This is a genomic window from Cytobacillus mangrovibacter (genome assembly GCF_042865275.1).
Lineage (GTDB): Bacteria > Bacillota > Bacilli > Bacillales > Cytobacillaceae > Cytobacillus > Cytobacillus mangrovibacter.
The window spans coordinates 258,055-283,415 of record NZ_JBIACJ010000002.1 but is presented as its reverse complement, the minus strand read 5'-3'; the positions used below and the strand labels follow the sequence as shown (position 1 = coordinate 283,415).

Sequence of the window (25,361 nt, the reverse complement as noted above, 5' to 3'; positions counted from 1 at the left end):
GCCCTCCTTATTCAATAATATTCTCTAATCCATATACAAGTGTATCTACTTTCAACGCTGTATCTACTGCAAGCTTCACTCCTGACATGAATGAGGCACGATTATATGAGTCATGACGGATCGTGAGCGTTTGACCTGCTGACCCAAACATAACCTGCTGGTGTGCAATTAACCCAGGCAAGCGGACTGAGTGAATATGCATCCCATCATAATTGGCTCCTCTTGCTCCTGGAATGACTTCTTCCTCTTGTGGATGCCCTTGTTGTTTGGATTCTCTTACTTCCGCAATCAATTCTGCTGTTTTAACTGCAGTTCCTGAAGGTGCATCAAGCTTTTGATCGTGATGCAATTCAATAATCTCCACATCATCAAAATATTTGCCTGCCAATTGCGCAAATTTCATCATGAGAATAGCACCAACTGCAAAGTTTGGTGCAATCACACAGCCTAATCCCTTTTCTTTACATAGGTTTTCCAGTTCCTTCAAATCCTCTTTTGTAAAACCAGTTGTCCCAACAACCGGCCTAACTCCATAGGTCAAAGCTGTCTTCGTATGAAACATTCCTACAGCAGGAGTCGTTAAGTCGATAAGAATATTCGCATCCGTCTTCTGAAAGCATTCCTCAATATTAGAATAAACTGGTACATCCAATCCTAGAAAGCCGTCAAAATCACTTAATAGCCCACCATCATTTTTACGATCCACAACCGCAGCTAAATGATAATTTTCTGTTTCATGTACTAGCTTAACCGCTTCTCTTCCCATACGTCCACGAGGTCCCGCAATAACAATATTAACCTTTTCCATTCCCATCGCTCCTTTACTCTTCCACTCTAGTCCAACGATCTTTGTCACGAGTATTAAACTTATTCATTACTCGATTATGAGCTTCCTCAAGATCAATATTTAATGAGTTCGCAAGACAAATGAGGACAAATAGCATATCGCCCATTTCCTGTTCGATTGCTTTTTCGGTCTCAGAAGATTTCTTCGGTTTCTCACCATACTGGTGATTGATTTCCCTAGCCAGTTCGCCCAATTCTTCTGTCATTCGTGCAAGCATAGCAAGGGGACTGAAATATCCTTCTTTAAATTGACCAATATATGTATCAACTTCAGCTTGAAGCTCTTTCATTGTTTTTTCTGACAATGGTTCCACTTCCCTTTTAAATAGGCTTTATTATGTATGAAAACACGATCGTTTTCCTTCTTTCATGTTAGCTAATCAACCGATCTTTTACAAACATTTTTATTATACTAAATTCCTTTAATGAATAAACTTGACTTTCCCATTCCAATAAAGGCACAATAATCTAAGTGTCATTTTGGTAGTGGAGGGTTTTTATGAAATTGAAAAACATACTGTTTATTCTACTTGGATCAGCCATATTTTCTTTTGGTATTGTCCATTTTAATATGCAGAATAACTTAGCTGAGGGCGGATTCACGGGGATCACATTACTTTTATACTTTCTTTTTAATTGGGATCCATCGTATACGAATTTAATCTTAAATATCCCGCTTTTCATTATTGGTTGGAAATTACTTGGGCGGAATGCCTTCTTTTACACGATTATTGGGACTGTAAGTGTTTCCGTTTTCTTATGGATTTTTCAACGCTATCAGATCTCTATGCCTCTTAATGAGGATTTAACTTTGGCTGCTTTATTTGCTGGCGTGTTTATCGGAGTAGGCCTTGGAATCATCTTCCGATTCGGAGGAACAACAGGTGGCGTTGATATTATTGCTCGATTAGCTAACAAATATGCTGGAATAAGTATGGGGAAAGCCATGTTTATGTTTGATGCAGTTGTTATTACATTATCATTAATTTTCTACTTAACCTATCAAGAAGCGATGTATACACTTGTAGCCGTGTTTGTTGGTGCACGTGTCATTGACTTCATGCAGGAAGGGGCTTACTCTGCCAGAGGAGCAATGATTATTTCCGATTTCAATGAAGAAATAGCCGCGAAAATTATGAGTGAAATGGATAGAGGAGTCACCGTATTAAAGGGCCATGGCTCTTTCACAAAGAAAGAACGAGAAGTCCTTTATTGCGTCGTTGCAAAAAATGAAATTGTCCGCTTGAAAAACGTCATTACCTCTGTTGACCCACATGCATTTGTTTCTGTCAGCATCGTTCACGATGTCCTTGGAGAAGGCTTTACATTAGATGAAAACAAAAAACCGATTGAACATTAATAAACCAACATCCAATACAAGTATTTTTCTTATACAACGACTAAAACCAGCCACTTGGCTGGTTTTAATCATTTCTTTGCATACCTGTATAAATAAGGATTAAGCGCAGTAGCTCAAGCACTGCAACGGCTGCTGCCGCCACATATGTTAATGCAGCTGCATTTAAAACTTTCTTCGTCTCTCTTTCTTCATCATTACGGATAATTCCTAATGAGACAACCTCATCCATGGCCCTATTCGATGCGTTATATTCAACTGGAAGTGTAATTAGCTGAAAGACAACAGCTGCAGCCATAAAGATAATACCTAATAAAACAAATCCGCTAAAACCTGCTAGAAAACCGATCATAATCAATATCCAAGAGAAATTTGAGCCTAGATTGGCAACAGGAACAAGCGCATGCCGAAATCGTAAAAAGGCATAATCTTGCTGATCTTGGATTGCATGTCCAACTTCATGGGCTGCAATCGCTGCTGCTGCAACAGAATGTCCATGATAATTGGCTGTAGAGAGCCGAACGGTTTTGGAACGCGGGTCATAATGGTCTGATAGATGTCCCCGTGTCTCTTCTATTCCCACTTGATATAAACCATTTGCGTCTAAGATTCTTCTAGCTACTTCCGCCCCCCTCATATGGGATGACGACGCAACCTTTGAATACTTGGCATATGAACCTTTTACTTTAAATTGCGCCCAAATTGGCACCAAAATAATGATGGCGAAGTAAATAAGATATCCACTCATAATAAACCTCCAATTCAGCTAATTCTAGTTGATAGCACCTGCAAGAGGTACTTTGACAATATTGTACTCCAGCTGAAAAATGAAGTCACTATTTTTGCCCTCGAGAACGGTTCTTCTCCTTCTGTCGGTCTCCTTTATATTTTCTCCATCCAACATAGGATAATGTAAGAATAATAATACTTCCTGTAGAAATAATAACCCACCAAAGTGAAGGATCCGCTTCATCACCAGACATTTCATCGAATAAAAGCTGTAAATCCGCTTCTAATGCTTCAATCTCCTGCTGATTTGCTTCATCTGCTAACACTTGGGGGCGATAGCGGTTAATATAATCAATTCGAGTATCGATCTTTTGAATCCGCTCCACATCTACATTAATTTTCATGCTCGGATAAATGACATCATATAAAGACAAAAAGGCATTCAAATTTGTATAAAAATGCTCTTTATCCCCGCTGTAGACAGCCTCTTTCATTTCCCCAAAGACAGTCATTATTGGTGATTCCATTTCTGTCCATAGCGGCTGATTTTGAGAGGTAATCGCATCCATGACAAGTCTAAACTTTGTCACACGATTGATCTTTTCATTATGATCAATGGTTGTATTAGCTGTAGCCTGGACAGCTTCGTCATGAGAAATGGTAACGATCCGCAGTTCATCAGTGGATAATGGCCTTTTCCTTTCAGAAACAACGCGAAATTGATCTGAAAAATAATCCAATAGCTTTTTTGCATCTTCATATCTATGAAGCTTAACCATTTGAAGTGCGTCATCTGATAATTGATCTAATCTATCAATAGGTGAGGTTTCTTCTGAATAGACTGTTATAGGCAGTAGAAGAAAAATCATAATGGCAATAATAAATCTTGCTTTCATCCTTGTCCCCCCTCCAATTACTATTAAATATGTATGAGAGATTGGACAAGGTTAGACCAGAAATCTATGATCGTTCACCTATACAAGATCGAATAGTTCATTCAAGCTTAATACTTTATTTCCAGTTGAAAACGGTTTTTTCTTAAGCATAAAAAGGCGGTTACCCCGAGAGAGGCGATGCTTAACCAAAATGTAAAATACCCAATCTGTGGAGTATACAAATTCAAAATCGGATAACGCGGAAGCATAAAAAATACATAATCGATCACATCATTATGTAGCGTCCATATTGCTACTGCAACAAGATGCCAAGTCTTTATTCGGTAAAATGGGGCATATAATATCCCCTGAACAGCCATTGCTCCATGGGAAAAGATGAGCATAAGTGCAATAAGATCAAGCTCTCCAGTTACTTCAAATACTAGTAAATTCATTACAACTGCCCATATGCCGTACTTTATTAGCGTCACAATTGCTAATGCTTCAAATAGAGGCCAATTTTTTCCTAATAAAAAGGCAATCAAGACAAATACGAAGAAAAAACTAGCAGTTGGACTATCTGGGACAAACGGCAAGAATATAGCTGGTGTATCATCTAGCTGCCACTTATACCAAATATATCCGTAAATAGTTCCTGCGATATTAATAATTAATAGAAGCAGCATGACTGCTCTGTTTGCTAATATAGGATAAATCCACTTCATGGTTGTCCTCTTCTCTATTAAAGATTTGTATTATTCATTATTTTACCATATTGGATCATTAAACATAGGAAACACATCAAAAAAAGCTGACGAAAAAACGTCAGCTTTTTGTTAATTATTCGCTTTTTAAGCCAGAGATAAACTCAGCCAATTTATCAAACTCTTCATCCGTACCTTTGAAAAGTCCAGCAGGCATAGCACCTCTACCATTAGTAACAATTTCTTTAATCTCATCAGGAGTTAAACCATTATCGATAAGAGCTGGTGATCCAGCGCCACCTTGAAGGTCCCCACCGTGACAAGTTAAACAAGTGTTGGCTTCCATAATTTTGTAGCCTTCAGCTTCTGTGTCAATATCAACTTCTGCTACAATCTTCCCTTGGTTAGCAGCAGCTTCCCAGTCATGGTTTGCTACTGATTGCCAAGTTAAGAAAGTAATAGCAGCGATTGCTAACAACATAAATCCTGTTGCCAAAGGACGCTTAGAAGGACGACGCTCTGGTCCACGATCAATAAATGGAGCAAGCAATAATCCTCCGAAAGCTAAACCAGGAATAATTAAAGAACCTACGATATTAAATGGACCTGAAGCGTAAGTATACTTTAATAATTGGTATAAGAATAAGAAATACCAGTCTGGCAATGGAATATATGCTGTATCACTTGGATCCGCAATTTTTTCAAGCGGAGGCACATGTGCAATTGTTAAACATAAAAATCCGATTAGGAAAACTGCACCTATCATCCATTCTTTTAATAGGAAGTTAGGCCAGAATGCCTCTGTTTTCCCTGGGTATTCCGAATAGTCTTTCGGAATGTTCGGTTTTCGTTCAGCAGAAACACGAGAGTCTCCTACGAATTTCATACCTTTACCGCGATGCATTGGGCGATTCCCCCTCCTTTATCAAAAAACCCTTAGTCCATTCATTTTACAATGGGCCAGAAATACCTTGCTTACGAATCATTACAAAGTGAGCAGCCAATAATGCAAATAATGCTGCTGGCAAGAAGAATACGTGAATCGCAAAGAAACGAGTAATCGTTTGCGCACCAACGATGTCCGCAGATCCAGCAATAAGGGTTTTTAGATATACCCCAATTAACGGAACAGATTCAATAATTTGCATTGTAACTTTTGTTGCAAATAATGCTTTCATATCCCAAGGCAATAAGTAGCCAGTTAAACCAAGCGCTAGCATAATAAAGAAAATAAGTACGCCGACAACCCAGTTCAATTCACGTGGCTTCTTATAAGCTCCTTGGAAGAACACGCGTAACGTATGTAAGAATAACATTACGATTACCAAACTTGCTCCCCAGTGATGCATTCCACGGACAATTTGTCCAAATGCCACATGGTTTTGTAAATAATACACAGATTCCCATGCATTTTTAATATCTGGAACATAGTACATTGTTAAGAACATTCCAGATAAAATTTGAATGACAGTAACGAAGAATGTTAAACCGCCAAAACAATAAACGAAAGCAGAGAAGTGATGGGCAGGGTTAACATGCTCTGGCACTTCATGGTCTGCTATATCGCGCCATAAAGGCGTAATATCTAAACGTTCATCTACCCAATCATAAATCTTGTTTAACAATGATTACGCCCCCTTCTTAGGCTCAGCCTTACCTACATGCAGATAACCGTCTTTTTCAATGTATGGATATACATCAAGTGGTCCAATTGGTGGTGTTCCTGGAACGTTTGTACCATCTTTCGTGTATAGTCCTCCATGACATGGACAGTAAAAATGATTCTGGTTTGACTTGTCTGTATTCCAGTCAACTACACAGCCCAAATGCTTACAAACAGGTGAAAGTGCGACAATTTCTCCCTTGTCGTCCTTGTAAACCCATGCTGTACCCGTCTCTTCAGATGAATACCAAGCATCCTGCTGTTCGAATGTAAAATCAACTCGAGTTGGGACATCAGTGATATCTGCAACTTTTTGTTGAGTTGGAATGTAATCACCTGCTGCCTTAGCCTGCAATACAGGATCTACTGCAAAGCGAACCATTGGCATTAACATTCCGGCAGCCATGAAACCGCCTACACCAGTTAGTGTATAGCTTAGGAATTGACGTCTTGAAACACGATTTTTGCTCATACCTTTCCCCCCTCTATTATGAAGTTAAGTCCAACGGACAAAATTCAACACAATATAAAACTAGGACATAATTATGATATATCAATCTTTATGGAAGGTCAATATAATCATTTGACGAAAACATGTCAACTGTGTGACCAAAATTGCCACCTATTCGGCTGTTTGCCATTTTTGAAGAAATAAATTAAGCAGCTGCTTCACTTGATCTTCAAGAATAGAATTTTTATAATTATCATCCATATGTTCTAGTGGCAGCGATGGCAGCCAAATTAGTCCACCCTCTAGCTTATTTTCAATCGCTTTCCAGCTGCTATCAGAAGTGATGTAGAATACATGCTTAAATCCTTTAGCTAGCAGCTCTGTCTCCCAATCCTTCACATCACTGACAAGCTTATCCTCAGCAGTTGATTTTAAATAGGAATAGCCTGGGAGCATAACAAGCCTTCCTCTGAACTGCCTTTCTAACTGAACACTTAGCAACGAGATAAACTCTGTCATCGCAACCGTCTGTTTAATATCATCATCAAATGAGACGGGGAACAACGGAAGGACGACTGTATCTACATATTCCTTTGATTTCAAATACATTTCAATATCCTGAGAAATCCACTTCATCCATTTCACTCCATAACCTATATTTGTCCAATTTCCTTATTTACATACAGTAAACCTCTAATAATAGTGGCTTGCCTCATCTATCATAACACTTTAAACATCCGTCGACAAAAGAAGTTTGGTAAAATATATGTTAATTAATCAGATCGACAATTTATTTTTTTACAAAAAAAAGCCTGCTATAATATAGCAAGCGAAATTAGTTCTTTTTTAGTTTTTTTAACTTTTCCGTTAACAGTAAGAAGGCTTTCTGATCTTGATTATCCAATGCTTCGTCAATTTGCTGAAGAAGAAGATCCCTTTGGAATTTCTCCAAGCATTCACTGAGAAATCTTTCAGCAATTAACTTATCTTTTTCATTAATTTGAAGTCTTTTCGGCATAAAAGGATTCTCTTCAAGAACGGCTGCATACTGGTGTGCCTTGTTTGATGCATGAAAGTTCAATTGAATAAATATTTCCTCTTCACGATTCAGGCGAATATCATGAAATGATTTCTCAGCATCCGTCGTCATCACATTTTCCTTGTAAAAACGAAAAGGAACTTCTTCCACACAATGGGTTGACATGACTAAACCTTTTGGGCAATACTGCGCCTGATCAACAAAATGCACCTTTTCCATCAGCTGGTCATGACTCATTAAATAATTCAAAATCCACACACATTCTCGCCTTTTTAATTGATAATGATTAAGAAACCAGCGAATAAAATCTTTTTTCTCGTTGACAGATACAGGGGCTGACATGATGAAATTCCCTCCTCTGCAAAATGAAATGCTCGAAACAGCTCTCTCTTGCCCCGACAAGTACAAGACATGCCTCTCAAAAAGGGATTCTTTCCCTTCTGGGAGGATTGACCGAGATGTGGAGATGACTGCCCAAGGTCGACAAAAACGCGACATCCTGTACATCAGAAGTAGCCGCTTGTGCTAGATAATAATCTAACTTAATAAACTTTTCTTTGTAAAACTCATACTTAATTATTCTGAGAGTCTTTGAACAATATCTTGATATTCTAAGTTGTTTGGTTCCATTTTTACCAGTGTATTAAAAATTTCGGCAGCCTCTTCTCTTTTTCCTTCTTCTATTAGAAAATATCCATAATCAGAAAGAAAATCCGGCTGTTCCTTTAAGAAAGTATATGCACTTTGGTATTTGTTTAATGCCTGTGAATATTCCTCCAGCTGATGATGGGCAATCGCAGCATCCCACATCAATCTTGGCTCTTCTTCCTCAAAATCATTCATCATTTCCACAATTTCTAATACATCATTATATCTTTCCTGCTTAAGGAGTAATTTCGTCAAGGTAACTGCATCTTCTGTATATTCAGGATCAAGCGCGAGTGCTTCTCTAAAAAGCTGCTCGGCTTCTTCTTCGTTGCCAACCTTTAGTGCAAGCTTCCCGCCATAGAAATAAAGTTCCTTATTAAATTCATCTTGTTTGATGCCCATTTTTATCGCTTGCAAGCTATTATCCAGTTCTTCTTCCCGTTCATATGCTTTAGCAAGATGCAAATATAAGGAATGGAATTCTGGGTCAATCTCTTTGAGTTCAATTAGCTTCTCAATAGCCACTCTGTTAAAGCCGGCTTGCAAAGCTGTAAATGCATAACTGAATAATGTATTGATTTCATTTTTCTCATCTAGCGCTTTTTCATAATAGGGCAATGCTTCTTCAAAGGCTCCGCCAACACTAAGGACATCAGCCATTCTTTGATTGACATTCACACCTGCAATGACCGTTTCTATTTGTAATACCTTTTCGTATGCCTTTGTTGCTTCAAGAAATTTCCCCTGCTCCGCATATAGCTCCCCAAGGGCAAAATCAATAATTACTTCATTAGGCAAAATTGATTTTGCTTTCAGAAGCTTTTGCTCACTTACCTCATACAGCCCTTCCATCTGATACAGATCAGCTAATAATAAAAGAGCTTGCGGATAGCTTGGATCATCCTCTTTCAATCGTTCTAGGACAAGTATGGCTTCGTCTTCTTTCCCTAAGTCAATCGATACCTCTGCTAAGAGAACAAGCAGCTCACCCTCTTCAGGATAAGATTCTAGTAGTCTTTCGAACAAAGCCTTTGCCTCTTCCATAAAGCCATACTGAAATAGCTCTTCCCCGAGTACAAATCTTTCCTCATTCGAACCATTTAATAATATTTGTTTATACTGCTTTAAGGCTTCTTCATGTTGACCGTTTTCTATAAGTGTAATAATTTGATTTACTTTATCCATTTTAAGTTCCTTTCAGGTTTGCTTTTCTTATGAAAGCTAGCTTGTATAAAATGAAGGCGTATTTATTTTAACATGTTCACCATAACCTGGTCGAAAATCCAGATAATCATTGGCACGGAGGACTTCGCCTTTATGAACAGTAATGACTAGCATATGTCTATGATAATGAAAGAGCTCCACTTCTTCAATATTTCTGATTTCCCTGCTCTTCAAATAAAAATTATAGGATAATCCACTTCCCTGATGTAAACTTGATTTTTTCGGGTAAATCCCTATTTTAGTTAGCGCAGAATAAGGAATTGGTTCATTTTCCGCTAATTCATCATTAATAGATGGGATCTTTTCCTTTACTAATACTTTTCTCCATTCTGACTTCATTTGGTTCTTTTCTCTTTCATCATCATTAATGAAAAGAGGAACTAAGGGACTATTGAATGGAAACATTGCCTCTCGAATCCATCCCCAAGGAAGTTTATATAGCTCGTCCACCTGTTTTATTTCAACAAAAATAGCTGGCACCTTTTCCCGTTTGCATGATCTCAAGAAAGATGGTGTTAACAATCTGACAGGAATTCTTACGCCAATAATATAGTCAATTGGACTATTTAATAATCTTGTCTTTATTCGTTTTATTTCTTTTGACAATGCTTGTTCTTGTTGCACATTGGCTAACGTAATAAAAGTTGTACATCCTTTTAGAATAAATTCTTCTATAAAATAGGCTTTCGTTTCTTGGAAAGACAAGTGTAACGGGAACTCTTTAAGCAAAAGAGTTGGTGTGGGGGTCATAATATAAGGAGCTGCATTCATCCTAATAAACCGGTATCTTTTATATACTGGTTTCAGCGATGAGATCTTCCCATTAGCAATCAATAGCGAAGTCTTTGTAATCATCCGGTCCTGTAGTATATTCGCATTTTCAATAATATACGTCATAAAACCCCCCTCTAAAACGGTCTTATGACAAGCTATGTATTTTTCTAATAAATATGACAATTATTAATAAGAAAAGCGCAAGCGCCTTGGTCATCGCCGTACAAACTGGAAGGGCCGCGACTGAGATAAAGGAAACACGGTGAGCGAGAGCGAACCGATGTTGACTTATCGTAGGGAGGGGACCTGAAGTTTGATAGGCGATAGGCGCTGGAGCTGGATGCAGACAAACTTGTCGCAAAGTTATCCACAACATCAAAATCTATAAATTCCTAGACAATGAAAAAGAGCTGCATGGCAGCTCTAATTAGTTTAATAATTAAGTGAGGCTATGCAAGTGGTCGAAGAATGATGGATATGATACATAAATGGCGTCTTCCTTTTCAAGATAGACATCTTCTTTACAAAGTGAGGCTGCAATGGCAAGCATCATCCCAATACGATGGTCCCCATGACTGGATACGGATCCACCAGTTAGATTAGACTTCCCATTAATAATCATCCCGTCATCTGTCGCCTCTATATCTGCGCCTAGCTTCGTGAGTTCAGCAACAACTGTATCAATCCGATTCGTTTCCTTTACTTTTAATTCATGGGCATCCTTAATTATGGTCTTGCCCTCTGCTTGAGTTGCTAATAATGCAATGATCGGAATTTCATCAATCAGTCTAGGAATGATATTTCCTTCGATGGTTATTCCTTTAAGCACGGAGGATTTAATAACAATATCTCCACTCGGTTCAAAAGCATCCTCATTATGCTGTGTAATCGTAATGTCGGCGCCCATTTCATTCATTACATCAATAATGCCCGTTCTTGTCGGGTTTAAACCCACATTGGTCAATTTGATCTCACTATTAGGCAGGACGGCACCAGCAACCAAAAAAAAGGCAGCAGAAGAGATATCTCCTGGAACATGAATAGATGTACCTGTTAATTTTTGGTTACCTTTTATTTGGATGGTTTGCCCGTTGATCTCCACTTCTCCACCAAATTGTCTGATCATTCGTTCCGTATGATCCCTCGTTTTGACAGGTTCGATAATCGTTGTTGTTCCACTTGCCTGCAATCCAGCAAATAGAATGGATGATTTCACTTGGGCACTTGCAACAGGAAGCTGATATTCCATTCCTTCTAAATGACCACCTTTAATGGATAAAGGAGTAAATTCACCATTCTTTCTTCCGTGAATAACGGCCCCTAATGAACGCAATGGCTGTGTCACTCTAGTCATCGGCCTTTTTCCAATCGATTGATCCCCAATGAGAACAGAATGAAAAGGACGGCCAGCTAATATTCCTAGCAGTAAACGAATGGTCGTTCCAGAGTTCCCGACATCTAGTATATCGGCAGGCTCTTGTAAACCATCCAATCCTTTCCCATGAATAATAACTTTCTCATCCTCCCGTTCAATCAACACACCTAATTTCTTAAAACATTCGATGGTGTTTAAGCAATCATCACCTAATAAGAAATTCGTTACAGTTGTTTCACCTTCAGCAATTGCTCCAAACATAATGGAGCGATGAGAAATTGATTTATCTCCTGGAATTGCGAGTTCACCATTCAGACTTTTTACATTTGTATGTAATTGGATTGCCTCCATATTCATCACCCTTCGCAAATCTTTTAAAGACCTATAGAAGTCTCGTAGTTGGTATTGGATTGAATACAAGTTGCAGCGCATTCGCGATCCTCTTCCGTTTGAAAGCTTATCACAAGTACCCCATAGATTTCCTCACGCGTTTCAAGAATACGTATATTCGTTATACTTATTTCTTCTCTCGCAAGTATGCCGGTAATTTCAGAAATAACACCTGGATAATCCGGGACATCAACAAACAAATCATAGAAAGCTGGAATAGCGCCTCTTTGCTTCTGTGGCAGTTCGTCCCTAAATTGCTTTGCCTGTGAAAAATAATCATAGATTTCTTCACTATTTTCAGACGTAAGCATGCCTGCAACCTTATTCATTTCCTCTTGCCAGTCTGTTAATAGGCTCAGCATAACCTCTTTATTATGCAGCATGATATCCCGCCACATTTCGGGACTGCTTGATGCAATCCTAGTTACATCACGAAACCCGCCGGCCGCTAGGCGAGAAACCAGCTTCTGTGTCGTACTTGTTTTTTCGGCTTGATGGACAAGGGATGCAGCAATCATATGAGGGAAATGGCTGATCACCCCTGTCAAATAATCATGTTCCATAGGTGACATCATGATAAACTTTGCTCTTGTGCCCGAAAGCCAGCATTGTAAATCTTGTATCTGTTCTTCACTAATATGATCTTCAGGTGTCAACAAATAAAAGGCATTTTCAAAAAGAATGGCTTTTGCAGCAGTTATCCCACTTTTATGAGAGCCAGCCATTGGATGACCACCGATAAATGTAATCCCTTTTTCTTTTAAGCTGCTTGCTTTTTTGACAATTTCCTTTTTCGTACTGCCAGCATCTGTGATAATAACATTCTCTTTTAGCGGCAGAGAACCTAAAATTTGCAGTATTCTTTCTGTTTCTTTTACAGGAGTAGCAATGAGGATAAGATCAGAATCACTTGCCCCACTTTCTATTGAATCAGCTACCTCATCAATAACAGTCAGCATTCGAGCTAGTCTTGCCTGTTCAGCATTGACATCAAAACCAACAATGGTCGCATCTTCATGCTGTTTCTTAATACATAATGCAAGAGAGCCCCCAATTAATCCTAAGCCAATTATAAATACACGGCCATCCAAGATCCTCACCACCTCTACTAAAAAATTTAGAGGCCTTTACAGCCTCTAGGGAAGAACATCCTTTAAATAAATATTTATGAAGAAGGGATCATCTCAGGCAACAGCAATCTTGATGATAAATAGTCACCCATCAATTTAATTACCCCTTCATTCTGTTCTTTAGAACCTACTGTTACACGAACTGATGTTGGAAATCCTAGTGCTCTTCCTGAACGAACGATATAACCTCTTTCAAGCAAATATTGAAATACATCATTCCCATCAGTTTTGAAATCAATTAAAATGAAGTTTCCTTGTGAGGGATAGAACGTCAGCCCATTTTCCCGACAAAAGCGATAATACTGTTCCAAGCCTTCCCTGTTTTGCTGTTTGCAGTCTTCTACATATGACTGATCAGAAAGGGCTGCAACTGCAGCTTTTTGTGCGAACCGATTGACATTGAATGGTTCCCTGACAGGCTCTAACGCCCGGATCGTTTCTGCCAGACTAATTCCATAGCCGATTCTTAAGCTGGCTAAACCATAAATTTTCGAAAATGTCCTTAGAATAATTAAATTAGGAAAAGATTTCAATAAATGAATGGAGTTGCAATAATCATCTGCAACAACATATTCATAATAAGCTTCATCAAGCACAACAAGTATATCAGCAGGCACTTTTTCTAAAAAAGAGGTCAACTGCTTTTTAGGAATGTATTGCCCAGTAGGATTATTAGGATTGCAAATCCAAATAATCGAAGTATTGTGGTTGACGGCTTCAAGCATTTGATCAAGATCATGTTCCCCATTCTTTAAAGGAACCTCCTTAATTTCTGCTCCTTCAATCACAGCATTATGTCTGTACTGCGGAAATGTACATTCCGCCATTACAGTATTGGTCCCTTTCCCTAACAAGGCTCTGGAGATCATTTGAATCAATTCATCTGATCCATTGCCAAATATCAATTGGTCTTCATTTACCCCATGATGTGCAGCCAATACCGTTCTCAATTCAGCTGCGTATCCATCAGGATATAACGGAAATGTAGATTCGGCAGGCTTAAGGACAGTAAGGACTTTTTCTGAACATCCAAACGGATTTTCATTCGAGGCAAGCTTAATAATCTCACTGAGGCCAAATTGCTTTTTCACTTCATCTATTGATTTCCCTGGCTGATAAGGAGTTAACTGAAGCAATTGCTCTTTCCATTTCATAATTATCCACCTTTTCTAATCAATATTTCCTTTAGGATCACTAATCGAGGTACTGCTAATTGATACTTGTTTTTAGATCAGGTCTCAAGCTTACGGCTTCCCCTAAATATACATGACTGATCTCTTCCTGAGGGATCGTTGTGTTCACATGCATCATTACTCGTATACACTTTGTCAGGGAGGATGGCACAGGAACTTCTTTCATACACATGATAGGTACAAATGTCCAGCCATCAATTAATCTGATCGCTTTCGCAGGGAATGCAGCTGTAATATCCTCTGTTACAGAAATGAAAACAGATGCAACTGTATTTGCTTCAATCCTGTTTTGTTCGATCATTTTCCGGAGCAAAACTTCTGTTGCTTCGATAATTTCCTTTTCCTCATTTTCAATCACAGTGGTAGCGCCTCTCACTCCTCGGATCATATTCATTCTCCCTTTTTAAAATTTGTACAGCTCTGTCATTAACTCTTCATCAGATATTTCATATAAAACAGGGCTGCCAATTTCCTTTAATAAAACAAATTTCACCTTTTGCCCAACGGATTTTTTATCTTGCTTCATTCGCTCGACTAATTTGTTATATACTAATTCCTTTGGCATATTTGTTTCATATCCCAGCTTCATTAGCCAGTTTTTAAATTGTTCACAATCAAATGTTAAGCCCGCTTTTTTTCGGCTTAGCTCCAATGCAAATAGCATTCCGATCACAACAGCTTCGCCATGTGTCCATTTGCCATAACCCATTTCTGCCTCGATCGCATGACCGAGTGTGTGTCCGAAATTGAGAAAGGCACGGATGCCTTCTTCTCTTTCATCTTTAGAAACGAAAGCACCTTTAATTTCAATTCCTTTTGAAAGCATATGGCTTAAATCATCTGCTCCTAGACTTTCCAAGGAATCAATATGTTCAAGCAGCCATGAATAAAAGGATGGGTCATGGATGAGACCATGCTTAATAACCTCTGCAAAGCCAGACCTTTTCTCATGCATTGGAAGTGATGGAAGAAAATCTAGGTCATAAAAAACAGCTTCAGGCTGATAGAAAGCACCAACCATGTTTTTTCCTAATGAATGGTTGATCGCAACTTTCCCGCCTACTGCACTATCATGAGCAAGAATGGTTGTAGGCACTTGAATAAACGGGATTCCCCTCATGAATGTTGCTGCAACAAACCCACCAAGATCTCCAACAGCACCACCGCCAAATGCGAGGACAACCGATTTTCGATCAAGCCTGTTCTCAAGGGCAAATGTTAAGCATTGATGGTACACATCAAAGGTTTTCGCCCTTTCACCACTCGGAACAATGCATGACTTGCAATCGAATGGATTCAATGCTTCTTGCATATCAGAAAGGTACAGATTCGCAACTGTTTCATCGGTAAGAATCATCAAGTTTGTTATGGTCGGAAAGGCTTCGTGAATAAATGAAGGTAATTGATTTATAACCCCACTGCCAATAAATACCGGATAGGTTTTAGAGGCAGTTTGAATAGTGATGGGTTCCATATCAAAACTCCTTTGCGAATGCTCTCTGCTTGTCGACCACTTCTTTTAATGTTTCAAACCGGTCAGAGTAGAATTGATCAACAATCGCTACCGCTAATTCCCATGCAATTACATTCTCAGCAACGACTGCCGCAGCTGGAACTGCACAGCTGTCAGAACGCTCAATACTAGCAGTGAATGGCTCTTTTGAATCAATGTCCACACTTTGAAGCGGCTTATAAAGGGTAGGAATTGGCTTCATTACACCTCTGACAACAATTGGCATTCCTGTAGTCATTCCGCCCTCCAATCCTCCTAAGCGATTGGTTTTCCGGTAATAGCCCTGTTCCTTGCTCCATAGAATTTCATCGTGAACCTCACTGCCTGGTTTGCTTGCAGCTTCGAATCCAATCCCAATCTCCACACCTTTAAACGCATTGATACTCATGATCGCACTTGCTAATTTTGCATCTAGTTTTCTATCATAGTGTACATAGCTTCCTACACCAGGAGGCATGCCTTCAGCAATGACCTCAACAATGCCTCCGATTGAATCACCTTGTTGTTTTGCTTCATCAATCGCACTCATCATTTTCTTTTCGGCCTCAGAATCTAGACATCTTACTGGTGAGTTTTCTGTTATTTCCTTTAATTTTTCAAGAGATTCATATTCTTTAACCGATGAAGTGACCCCACCGATTTCAATTACATGTGAAGCTACTTCAATGCCCAATTCCTTTAATAGCTTTTTCGCAACAGCTCCAGCTGCTACCCGTACAGTCGTTTCTCTTGCAGATGATCGTTCTAGAACATTCCGCATATCCCTATGTCCGTATTTAAGTGCACCATTTAAATCAGCATGACCAGGACGAGGACGCGTAATCTTTCGTTTGATTTCATCCTCTTCATCTGGTGCCAGTGGTTCTTGACCCATAATTTTCGTCCAGTGCTTCCAATCATTATTTTCAACAACCAATCCCACTGGAGAGCCTAGTGTATATCCATGTCGGACACCACCAACAATTTGCACCGTATCTTTTTCAATTTGCATTCTTCTGCCTCTGCCATGACCTTTTTGGCGTCTAGCTAATTCGAAATTTATATCTGAATCTAGCAGGGATAAACCCGCTGGCAGCCCTTCAATAATCGTAGTCAGCTGCGGACCATGGGATTCACCCGAAGTTAAGTATCGCAAAACTCTTTCCCCCTTCAACTCATTAAAGGATTATGTACCAATATAACATATGACAAAAAAGAAGCATAGTAAAAAAAAGAAAATTCCTATAATTTTTCTATATTTAATGCATTTTAACATGAAAATCCCCATTAAACAAAATAGAAAAAAAGAGCCTAGATTTCTCCAGACTCTAAATTACTTTTTACGGTAAAAGAATGTATCTTCAGTTTCAAAATCATATTTACCTGGGTTAAAAATTTGCTCTGTGCTTCCAACAAAGAATATACCACCTGAATTCAACGCCCCGCTAAATTTACTATAAAGCTCATCCTTCGCTTCTTCAGTAAAATAAATGAGCACATTGCGGCAGATGATCAAATCAAATGGTCCCCCAAATTGATCGGCAAGCAGATTTTGCTTACGGAAAGTCACCGTTTTCTTAACTTCTTCAGCTACCTTATAGAAGCTCCCCTCAACCGTGAAATATTTCTTTTTCATTTCATCTGGTACTTCATTCAATGATCTCTCTGGATAAACACCTTTTTTTGCTCTGGCAATGACATTTTCATCTAGATCTGTTGCTAGTATTTGTACTTGAGATAAAGGCATAAATTTCGACATGATCATTGCAATCGTATATGGTTCTTCGCCTGTCGAACATGCAGCACTCCAAATTTTCAGCCGTTTTCCTCTTGCCAAAAGTTTTGGCAAGATTTTCTCTTCCAGCACTTCCCATCTTTTTGCATTCCGATAAAATTCTGATACATTGATCGTCATTCGATCAAGGAATTCATTTAATAATTCTTTATCTTTACTAATGGCATCAAAAAAATCATTAAAGGATTGGAATCCTTTCTTTTCATATAAAGAGAGCAATCTTCTTTTCATTTGAGCCTCTTTATATAAAGAGAGATCAATTCCCGTTTTCCTTTTAATATTTACAATAAAATTCTGATAGTCCCGCGACATTCCTTCTTCTCCTCTATCCAGTGCTTTATTCTCTATACACATCTTTTAGTATAGCTGAAAAGAATTGGAATGGAGTATTTTTAGATGAAAATTTTGTATCTAATCTTATCTTCTCTCTAATTAGATATGACGGCTTTCCATTAAACGAATCCCAATTCCCATCAGGACGACCCCCATAAGTATTAAGATAGAGATGGGATAGAGTAACTCACTATAGGATAAGCCAGAAATCGTCGCCCCTTTCAATAGTTCCATCCCATATGTGATTGGAACTACTTTTGAAAGCACAGTCAAAATCTCTGAAGTAACTAGTTCGATCGGCCAATAAGCTCCGCCAAGCATAGCAAAGCTAACACTTATTAAAGGAATGATTGCATTAAATTGACCGATTGTTTTAACCACACCAGTCAGAAAGATAGATAGAGCGACAATTGCAAACAAATAAGGGATAATCAAAATGAATGTCTTCCCAAATGAACCGTAGAAATTCACTCCTGCACCATACTTGAATACGACAAAAATTAAAGCAATTTGAACATATCCTATGATAAAGCTGTATAATAAATTTCCTGCGTACATCTCCACTTTTGATGTTGGAGATAGAATAAGCCGATCCCATATTCCCATTTGCTTCTCCCGCAAAATTCCAACCACACTAAATGCAACCGTGTATATCGAGAAGAATAGGACAAATCCAAACAGAGATTGTAAGCCTTGATCATACGTCCATTGATTATCATCTGTATACGATGCAACTGATAGCTCGACCAATTGCTTTTCCGCTGCCTGATCCAATTGTTCCTTTGCCTCATTTGGATTAATAGCAAGCTCCGTTACAGCTTTTTCTTTTACCCTTTTTAAATAAATATTTTCTACATATCGATTAATCAAATGGTAATTCTCTGTACTTCCTGCATGATATAAGGTGAAAAAGGAGTCTTCAAGGAAAATCCCTGCTTCCGCACTTGCCTCGGCAACTTTGTTCTTCACAATATTTTCATCTTCTACAACAAATGCAAAGGAATCACTTTGATTTAAGTCCTTTATGATTGAATTTAATTCCCCTTCAGGTAAGGAACTATAAACAGGTACTTCCACTTTTGTAAAGGATGACTGCCCAAGTAAAAAGGCAAATGCCATACAAATAATCGTCGTTGAAAGAAAAGGACCGGGCTTTCTTAATAGCAGGCGGAAATTCCCCCATAAAATTCCCTTCATACAGACTCACCCCTTCTCGGTTGAATCAAAAATGCGATAAATAGTAATACGACCGTTATTACACCCACTGCAATCAATTGGCTGGAAATATCACCTAACGAATAGCCTTGCATTATTTTATAATAAGCTGAAATACTTGCTCCCCCAGGTGAATAGCTAGAAATTGTCTCAAAAAAGCCGCCTATTTGCGAAATTGGGACAAAGCTTCCCCCAATAAAAGCAATAATCGGAATCAAAAAGCTTGAAAAGACTTGAAGGGCACCCCTTGAATTTGTTCGGTAAATAATAGCAGAAAGAAAGACGGCAAATCCACCAACCATAGCACATATTAATGCCGTTACAATTAGGAAGTGGATGAGATTAGGCCATATCACTCCATGTACAAGGGCTGAGAGGCCAAACAAAATATTCATTTGAATAAATGCCACTACTGACGTTGAAACAAATACCCCTGAAAAAAACAGCCAAACAGGGATGTTCGCGAGCAAAATCCGGCCAAATATCTGATTTTCCTTTTCCTCGAACGCAAGCGATGCAATATTCCCTGCTACGTAAAACATGAACATTACACTCATTCCGATCGCATAATAAGTGACTGCATTTATTGGCTTATTCTTTGATACGGTCTCCACTTTCCCTACTTTAGTAAGAAGTTTTGTCTGAAGTTCAGCTGGATCAATTCCTAACGAGGGGACTACAGACCAAAAGGAAATATCCTCTTGAAAAGTTGTAAAAAAATCCTTTAAAACACTGCCTGCTAATGTCGTTGATTCATTTAATTTGAGTTTGAGCTGTGGAGCCTTTTCACCATTTAAAAAAGTATAGCGATAAAATTGTTCAGTAAATCCATTTGGAATCTCAAGAATACCACTATATTTAAGCTCCTCTTGTTTGGACAGTTCATTGTCTACATATACAACTTGAATACTATTCTTAAATTCTTTACTTGCAAAAACTTCATCAACTAAAATTCGTATGGGATTGAAGCTTCTAATCCCCTCAACTGCCCCTGTTTTTACTTCATCTGTAATTGGCAGGCTCTCCAATTCTTTGATAATCTTGGCTTCCCCGCCATCTGTATCATCTTTTTGTATAATCGCTAGTTTGATATTCAAATCTGGAGACTCTCCGTCCATCATAGATCCTAGTGCTGCTCCTAAAATAGTAATAAGCACAAACGGCATAAAGAGTAAGATAACTAACTCCCGAGGTCTTCTCCAAACCAGGAGCAATTCCTTTTTTATCAATTGAAAGATCATTTTCCCCCACCTCCTTTAGTCCCTTAATTGGCGTCCCGTTAAATGAAGGAAAACATCTTCTAATGATGGAGTTTCAATATGAACAGATGTTACACTTGTATTTGTTTCTTCCGCTAATTTAAAAATATCTTTAAGAATATTAACCTTTTTAGGTACGATGAGCGTAATAGCAGGGTCTTGGACCGATATATTCTTTATATTTGGAAGGGATTCAAGTAATTGAAGGTATTCACCTTTTAAAATATCTACTTTAATGCCAATGGACTGTTCCGCTGATAAAATATTTTTTATTTCTTCTTTTGTCCCTGCCGCAATGATTTCCCCATGGTCCATAATATAAATACGGTCACATAAATACTCTACTTCTTCCATATAATGACTTGTATATAATACAGTAATATTTTTTTCCTTATTCAATCTTTTGACCGTTTCAAGAATATAGTTCCTTGATTGGGGATCAATGCCCACTGTCGGCTCATCCATAATGATTAGCTTTGGCTCATGAAGCAAGGCAACACCAATATTTAATCGTCTCTTCATACCGCCAGAAAATGTTTTCACCACATCATTTTTTCGATCAGTAAGGCCTATTATCTCCAGTATTTCATCTACTTTGCCATGCAGTTCTTTCTTGCTAATACGATGAATTCTTCCGAAAAACTCAAGATTTTCTTTAGCGGTTAAATCCATGTATAAAGCTATATCCTGGGGAACAACTCCTAGTATATTTCGAATTTTCTCTGGTTTTTTCAAGATACTTTCATTCATTATTCTCACATCCCCACTCGTGGGAACGATTAAGGATGAAATCATTGAGATGGTTGTCGACTTTCCTGCACCATTCGGTCCAAGCAAACCAACCGTCTCCCCTTTCTCCAAATACAAATTAACTCCCTTTACCGCCTTTTTATTTTTATAGTGCTTCGATAGCTCTACGACTTCTAGCATTAAATCCCCTCCCTTATTCATCCTTAGTGTAATTAACTTTCGAATTTCACTACACTGCCTTAGGTCACTAAAGAAATCTATACCCATGACTGCAGTCATTATTTTAAATTTCGTAACATAAAAGAAGTTATGTCAGCTGACATAACTAAGTATTCATGCTTCCCTATTCTTTTCGATGCATTTGCGGCAAATATGCTTAAATAAGATCATATTTAATGGCAAAAATGGCTAACTGGGTTCGATCTCTTAATTCAAGCTTATGTAATATTTGTGTTAGATGATTTTTAACTGTTCCGATAGAAATATAGAGTTCACTAGCAATTTCCTTATTCGTTTTTCCATGGCCTATAAGCTTCGTAATGGCTAGCTCTCTAGGTGTTAAATCAATTGGGAGGGATTCATTAACCTGTTTATCTAACAGCTTTGGCAAGAACTTTGCCGCTACTTGTTCATGTATAGGCATTCCTCCCTCAAGACAGCTTATAATGGAACTGATTAGCTTCGGAGCATCTGAGGTTTTCAGTAAAAAGCCATTTGCTCCTATCTTTAAAGCTTGGAGTGCATATTCTTCATCATTAAAGGTGGTAAGAATCAGAATTTTGACGTCTGGCCATCGTTCCTTGATTTTATAAGTGGCCTCTATTCCATTCATAACCGGCATGCGGATGTCCATAATCACAACGTCTACTGCATGTGTTTCTAAGAAATCAACCGCAAATGCTCCATTTTCTGCTTCTCCTGCAACTGTAAAATGTTTATCTTGCTCAAGTATCATTTTCAATCCTTGACGGACAATGCTTTGATCTTCTACCAATAAAACTCGAATCAATTTCATCCCTCCCTTATGGCAATGTACCTTGTATAATAAATGTATGATCTAATTGAAATATTTCGAGTTTCCCTCCTGCCTCTTCTACTCTTTGCCGCATATTTTTCAATCCAAATCCTTCATGTAACGGTTTGTTCAATTCATATGTATTTTTTATTTCAAAGTTTAAGTGTCCAAGAGGGGAGGTCCCCAATGTAACAAAAATTTCTCTTGAATGTCCATACTTCATCGCATTTGTTAATGACTCTTGCAAAACCCGGTATAACACAATGCTGTTTTGATTAGATAAGGGCAGGCTTAAGACACCTTGTTTTGTTGTAAAATGGACTCTTAAATGACTTTCGGATTCAAGCTTCCTTATTAATTGAATAACCGAAGAAATCCCTTCCACATCATCTGACTTTAAAGCTCTTACAGCTTTTCTCGTTTCTTCTAAACTTTCATTAACAATCTCTTTCATCGATTGAAACAGATCATTTTTCTCTTTCATAAGAAGGATTTCTAATTGCATACTTAAAGCAGTTAATTTATGTCCGACTGAATCATGCATTTCACGGGCAATTCGAGTCCGTTCCTGCATTCTTACTGCCTCTTCATTTTTTATCGATTGCCTTTTGAGCTTTCTATATTCATCTAATAGCTGTTCAAACAGTTGAGTTTGATCTGTCAGGTTAAAATAATAAGTATTTAAGTAACTTAAGATTAGAGAGAGGAGGATTGTTAAGATAAACAAAGCCGCAGTTAGATCAATAGAAATACTTACGGATAGCAGGAAGAAAATAAAAATAGCTGCATTCACCCCAAATAGCAAACTACGATAATATCGGGGCTGCAAGTAAAAAGCGGACTCAAAGCAATACAATACTATTTGCAATAAAAAAAATAATATGAGCTGCTCATCTAATAAGAATGCATAGAGTATCGTAATGATAAGCAATAAAGAAATGATTATTAGCTTTTTCTTGAAAATTGGAATGACAAAATAGATTGATAATGAGATTGCGCAAAAGAGCAGAAGCAATCCATCCGTACTTTGCCTTGAGGAATATAGAATAAAAGCCCATATTAAGATCAAAAGAAGAAAACGAATATAAAAAGAAACCAATCTGATTCCACCCATCAATAGGACTAATTAGATGAGTTTACCGTATCAAACTGGATATCATTGGTCAATATAGAAATTTAAGTTACTAACTAAAAGAAAGAACAAATGCGCAAGCGCCTTGATCACCCCTGACAAGCACAAGACGAGCCTCACGGAAAGGTGTCCTTTACCTTTCTGGGAGGATTGGCTTGTGACCTCGAGGGGGTAGGCGCTGGAGCTGAACGCAGACAAACTTGTCGCAAAGCTATCCACAACATCAGATTATATAAATTCCTATGTAGCAAAAAAGCACTCGCATATGCAAGTGCTTTGTTTGAAGTATAGATATTCGCTAAAAATAGCCTCTTGTTAGTTAATCCATTCGTTCATTAGTTTTGAATAGTCCACAAGTTCTTCTTCTTTGAAGAATAAACCGATTTCACGTTCAGCACTAGTTGGTGAATCAGATCCGTGAATTACATTTTTTCCTACTGTAATTCCGAAGTCGCCGCGGATTGTTCCTGGTGCAGCATCCTTAGGATTTGTTGCACCCATCATAAGACGTGCTGTTGCAATTACATTTTCGCCTTCCCAAACCATTGCAAACACAGGTCCAGAAGTAATAAAGTCAACCAATTCTCCGAAGAATGGACGCTCTTTATGCTCACCATAATGCTCTTCTGCAAGCTCTTGTGAAATACTCATAAGCTTTCCGCCAACTAGCTGGAAGCCTTTCTTTTCAAAGCGAGAAACGATTTCCCCAATTAAATTACGTTGAACACCATCAGGCTTTACCATTAAAAATGTTTTTTCCATGATTTCCACTCCTAAAGCATATGTATAGTGAATTACCTAAGAAGACAACCCATGAAAATAGTAACATTTTTTAGACAATTTGTAAACTTATAATAAAAGCGGAAGCGGCTTGATCAGGAGCGACAAGCATAAAACGAGCCGGCATAAAGGTTGTTCCTTAACCTTTGTGCCGGCTTGGCTTATGACTCGAGCTCCTAGCCGCTGAAGCTAGACAGATAAAAGCGGAAGCGGCCGATTAAAATTTTCTCTTTCCAATAATCTTAGCAATATCTCTTAATGTTTTCTTTGCGCGATTTTGTGGGAGTTCATTTAAAATTTCAAGCCCTTTTTTCAAATAACGATCACTAACAAGAAGTGATTCTTCAATTGCCCCTGATTCTTTAATCATAGCAATGATCTGTTCGATCTCATCACGTTCCGTAGAAGCTTGTACCTTTATGATTCTTTCTCGAATTCTCTCGTCCCTCATAGCAAATAAGACTGGGAGAGTGATATTCCCTTGGTGCAAATCATCACCTGTTGGCTTGCCTAGCTGCTTCTCTGTTCCTGTGAAATCAAGAACATCATCAATTATTTGGTAGGACATCCCTACATAATACCCAAATTGATATAGCTTTTTATGTATCTCTTCATCCACATCAGCTGCAATCGCTCCAAGCTGACAACTAACAGCAATTAAAATCGCTGTTTTTCTTTTGATTCTTCGAAAATAATTCCGCGTGTTTTGTTCGAAATTATATTTATCTTTAATTTGTTCTATTTCTCCAATACAAAGTTCAACTAGTGTATTAGCTAAAATTTGATGGGCGAAGGGCTTTTCGATTTCTGTCATTAGTTCAAGTGCTCTTGCAAAGATATAATCCCCTGTATACATTGCAATCCGATTATCCCATTTTGCCTTAATTGTAGGTTTGCCTCGCCGTAATTCTGCATCATCAATGACATCATCATGGACAAGTGAAGCCATATGTATAAGTTCTAGGGCAACAGCAACATTTTTTATCTTGTCAATGTCATAAGCCCCAAACTTACCAGCAAGCAAAACAAAGACTGGGCGGATTCGTTTTCCCCCAGCTTTTAATAAATGCAGGGATGCTTGATGCAACAAAGGAGACTCCGCTTGAACGGTCTCCTCAAGTGCTTCTTCAATTATCGTTAAATCTGAATTCAAAAATGAATACATCATTTTTAATTTCATATCCATACTCAC

General features: G+C 38.2%; 27 protein-coding genes. 1 reads left to right on the top strand and 26 read right to left on the bottom strand.

Features of this window, described 5'->3' with window-relative positions:
* Positions 1–7: 7 nt before the first annotated feature.
* Together dapB and ACFYKT_RS04800 are read right to left on the bottom strand one after the other, a co-directional pair.
* Complete coding sequence (gene dapB / locus ACFYKT_RS04805; RefSeq protein WP_389216216.1) at positions 8–808, bottom strand: 4-hydroxy-tetrahydrodipicolinate reductase; 801 nt, start codon at positions 806–808, stop codon at positions 8–10.
* A gap of 13 nt (positions 809–821) precedes the next feature.
* Positions 822–1,151: a nucleotide pyrophosphohydrolase gene (locus ACFYKT_RS04800; RefSeq protein WP_389216213.1), complete on the bottom strand. Its 330-nt coding sequence runs from the start codon at positions 1,149–1,151 to the stop codon at positions 822–824.
* 194 nt (positions 1,152–1,345) lie between these two features.
* Here ACFYKT_RS04800 and ACFYKT_RS04795 point away from each other — a divergent pair, with 194 nt between their 5' ends.
* Entirely contained in the window at positions 1,346–2,206 is an 861-nt protein-coding gene (locus ACFYKT_RS04795) for a YitT family protein (protein ID WP_389216211.1), read from the top strand.
* A gap of 64 nt (positions 2,207–2,270) precedes the next feature.
* Here the strand turns inward: ACFYKT_RS04795 and ACFYKT_RS04790 are convergent, their stop codons facing one another.
* From ACFYKT_RS04790 to hepT, 24 genes are all read right to left on the bottom strand, one after another.
* Positions 2,271–2,951, bottom strand: a complete 681-nt coding sequence (locus tag ACFYKT_RS04790; protein WP_389216208.1) for a zinc metallopeptidase — start codon at positions 2,949–2,951, stop codon at positions 2,271–2,273.
* Between the two features lie 88 nt (positions 2,952–3,039).
* Entirely contained in the window at positions 3,040–3,828 is a 789-nt protein-coding gene (gene ypjB, locus ACFYKT_RS04785; RefSeq protein WP_389216205.1) for a sporulation protein YpjB, read from the bottom strand.
* Between the two features lie 107 nt (positions 3,829–3,935).
* Positions 3,936–4,532, bottom strand: coding sequence for a DUF1405 domain-containing protein (locus ACFYKT_RS04780; RefSeq protein WP_389216202.1), 597 nt, complete (start codon positions 4,530–4,532; stop codon positions 3,936–3,938).
* A gap of 115 nt (positions 4,533–4,647) precedes the next feature.
* On the bottom strand, positions 4,648–5,415 hold the full coding sequence (locus ACFYKT_RS04775) for a menaquinol-cytochrome c reductase cytochrome b/c subunit (protein WP_389216199.1): 768 nt from the start codon (positions 5,413–5,415) through the stop codon (positions 4,648–4,650).
* Positions 5,416–5,461: 46 nt separating this feature from the next.
* The gene (gene qcrB, locus ACFYKT_RS04770; RefSeq protein ID WP_389216196.1) at positions 5,462–6,136 is read right to left on the bottom strand and encodes a menaquinol-cytochrome c reductase cytochrome b subunit; all 675 of its coding nucleotides are present in this window, start codon (positions 6,134–6,136) and stop codon (positions 5,462–5,464) included.
* A 3-nt stretch (positions 6,137–6,139) separates the two neighbouring features.
* Complete coding sequence (locus tag ACFYKT_RS04765) at positions 6,140–6,646, bottom strand: ubiquinol-cytochrome c reductase iron-sulfur subunit (RefSeq protein ID WP_389216193.1); 507 nt, start codon at positions 6,644–6,646, stop codon at positions 6,140–6,142.
* A gap of 150 nt (positions 6,647–6,796) precedes the next feature.
* Positions 6,797–7,261, bottom strand: a complete 465-nt coding sequence (locus ACFYKT_RS04760) for a YpiF family protein (protein WP_389216190.1) — start codon at positions 7,259–7,261, stop codon at positions 6,797–6,799.
* Between the two features lie 199 nt (positions 7,262–7,460).
* The gene (locus ACFYKT_RS04755; protein WP_389216187.1) at positions 7,461–8,006 is read right to left on the bottom strand and encodes a ReoY family proteolytic degradation factor; all 546 of its coding nucleotides are present in this window, start codon (positions 8,004–8,006) and stop codon (positions 7,461–7,463) included.
* A gap of 234 nt (positions 8,007–8,240) precedes the next feature.
* Positions 8,241–9,497, bottom strand: coding sequence for a tetratricopeptide repeat protein (locus ACFYKT_RS04750; RefSeq protein ID WP_389216185.1), 1,257 nt, complete (start codon positions 9,495–9,497; stop codon positions 8,241–8,243).
* Positions 9,498–9,533: 36 nt separating this feature from the next.
* Entirely contained in the window at positions 9,534–10,433 is a 900-nt protein-coding gene (locus ACFYKT_RS04745) for a hypothetical protein (protein ID WP_389216182.1), read from the bottom strand.
* Between the two features lie 316 nt (positions 10,434–10,749).
* Positions 10,750–12,036 carry a 3-phosphoshikimate 1-carboxyvinyltransferase gene (aroA, locus tag ACFYKT_RS04740; RefSeq protein ID WP_389216180.1) on the bottom strand — a complete coding sequence of 429 codons (1,287 nt, stop codon included), beginning with the start codon at positions 12,034–12,036 and terminating at the stop codon, positions 10,750–10,752.
* Positions 12,037–12,059: 23 nt separating this feature from the next.
* Positions 12,060–13,166, bottom strand: coding sequence for a prephenate dehydrogenase (locus ACFYKT_RS04735; RefSeq protein WP_389216177.1), 1,107 nt, complete (start codon positions 13,164–13,166; stop codon positions 12,060–12,062).
* Between the two features lie 74 nt (positions 13,167–13,240).
* The gene (gene hisC, locus ACFYKT_RS04730; RefSeq protein ID WP_389216174.1) at positions 13,241–14,359 is read right to left on the bottom strand and encodes a histidinol-phosphate transaminase; all 1,119 of its coding nucleotides are present in this window, start codon (positions 14,357–14,359) and stop codon (positions 13,241–13,243) included.
* Between the two features lie 55 nt (positions 14,360–14,414).
* Entirely contained in the window at positions 14,415–14,786 is a 372-nt protein-coding gene (gene aroH, locus ACFYKT_RS04725; RefSeq protein ID WP_389216171.1) for a chorismate mutase, read from the bottom strand.
* Between the two features lie 15 nt (positions 14,787–14,801).
* Positions 14,802–15,872, bottom strand: a complete 1,071-nt coding sequence (gene aroB / locus ACFYKT_RS04720; protein WP_389216168.1) for a 3-dehydroquinate synthase — start codon at positions 15,870–15,872, stop codon at positions 14,802–14,804.
* A gap of 1 nt (position 15,873) precedes the next feature.
* Positions 15,874–17,046, bottom strand: a complete 1,173-nt coding sequence (gene aroC / locus ACFYKT_RS04715) for a chorismate synthase (protein ID WP_389216165.1) — start codon at positions 17,044–17,046, stop codon at positions 15,874–15,876.
* A gap of 177 nt (positions 17,047–17,223) precedes the next feature.
* A complete protein-coding gene (locus ACFYKT_RS04710; protein ID WP_389216162.1) occupies positions 17,224–17,997 on the bottom strand; it encodes a CheR family methyltransferase in 774 nt (257 codons plus the stop codon).
* A gap of 120 nt (positions 17,998–18,117) precedes the next feature.
* Complete coding sequence (locus ACFYKT_RS04705; RefSeq protein WP_389216159.1) at positions 18,118–19,215, bottom strand: ABC transporter permease; 1,098 nt, start codon at positions 19,213–19,215, stop codon at positions 18,118–18,120.
* Positions 19,212–20,474, bottom strand: a complete 1,263-nt coding sequence (locus tag ACFYKT_RS04700; RefSeq protein WP_389216156.1) for an ABC transporter permease — start codon at positions 20,472–20,474, stop codon at positions 19,212–19,214. The genes ACFYKT_RS04705 and ACFYKT_RS04700 overlap by 4 nt, the downstream gene beginning before the upstream one ends.
* Positions 20,475–20,489: 15 nt before the next feature.
* Entirely contained in the window at positions 20,490–21,422 is a 933-nt protein-coding gene (locus ACFYKT_RS04695; protein ID WP_389216153.1) for an ABC transporter ATP-binding protein, read from the bottom strand.
* 196 nt (positions 21,423–21,618) lie between these two features.
* Positions 21,619–22,251, bottom strand: a complete 633-nt coding sequence (locus tag ACFYKT_RS04690) for a response regulator transcription factor (RefSeq protein ID WP_389216150.1) — start codon at positions 22,249–22,251, stop codon at positions 21,619–21,621.
* A gap of 13 nt (positions 22,252–22,264) precedes the next feature.
* Positions 22,265–23,356 carry a sensor histidine kinase gene (locus ACFYKT_RS04685; protein ID WP_389216147.1) on the bottom strand — a complete coding sequence of 364 codons (1,092 nt, stop codon included), beginning with the start codon at positions 23,354–23,356 and terminating at the stop codon, positions 22,265–22,267.
* A gap of 348 nt (positions 23,357–23,704) precedes the next feature.
* Positions 23,705–24,151, bottom strand: a complete 447-nt coding sequence (ndk, locus tag ACFYKT_RS04680) for a nucleoside-diphosphate kinase (protein WP_389216144.1) — start codon at positions 24,149–24,151, stop codon at positions 23,705–23,707.
* A gap of 235 nt (positions 24,152–24,386) precedes the next feature.
* Positions 24,387–25,349 carry a heptaprenyl diphosphate synthase component II gene (gene hepT, locus ACFYKT_RS04675; protein WP_389216141.1) on the bottom strand — a complete coding sequence of 321 codons (963 nt, stop codon included), beginning with the start codon at positions 25,347–25,349 and terminating at the stop codon, positions 24,387–24,389.
* Positions 25,350–25,361 lie beyond the last annotated feature (12 nt).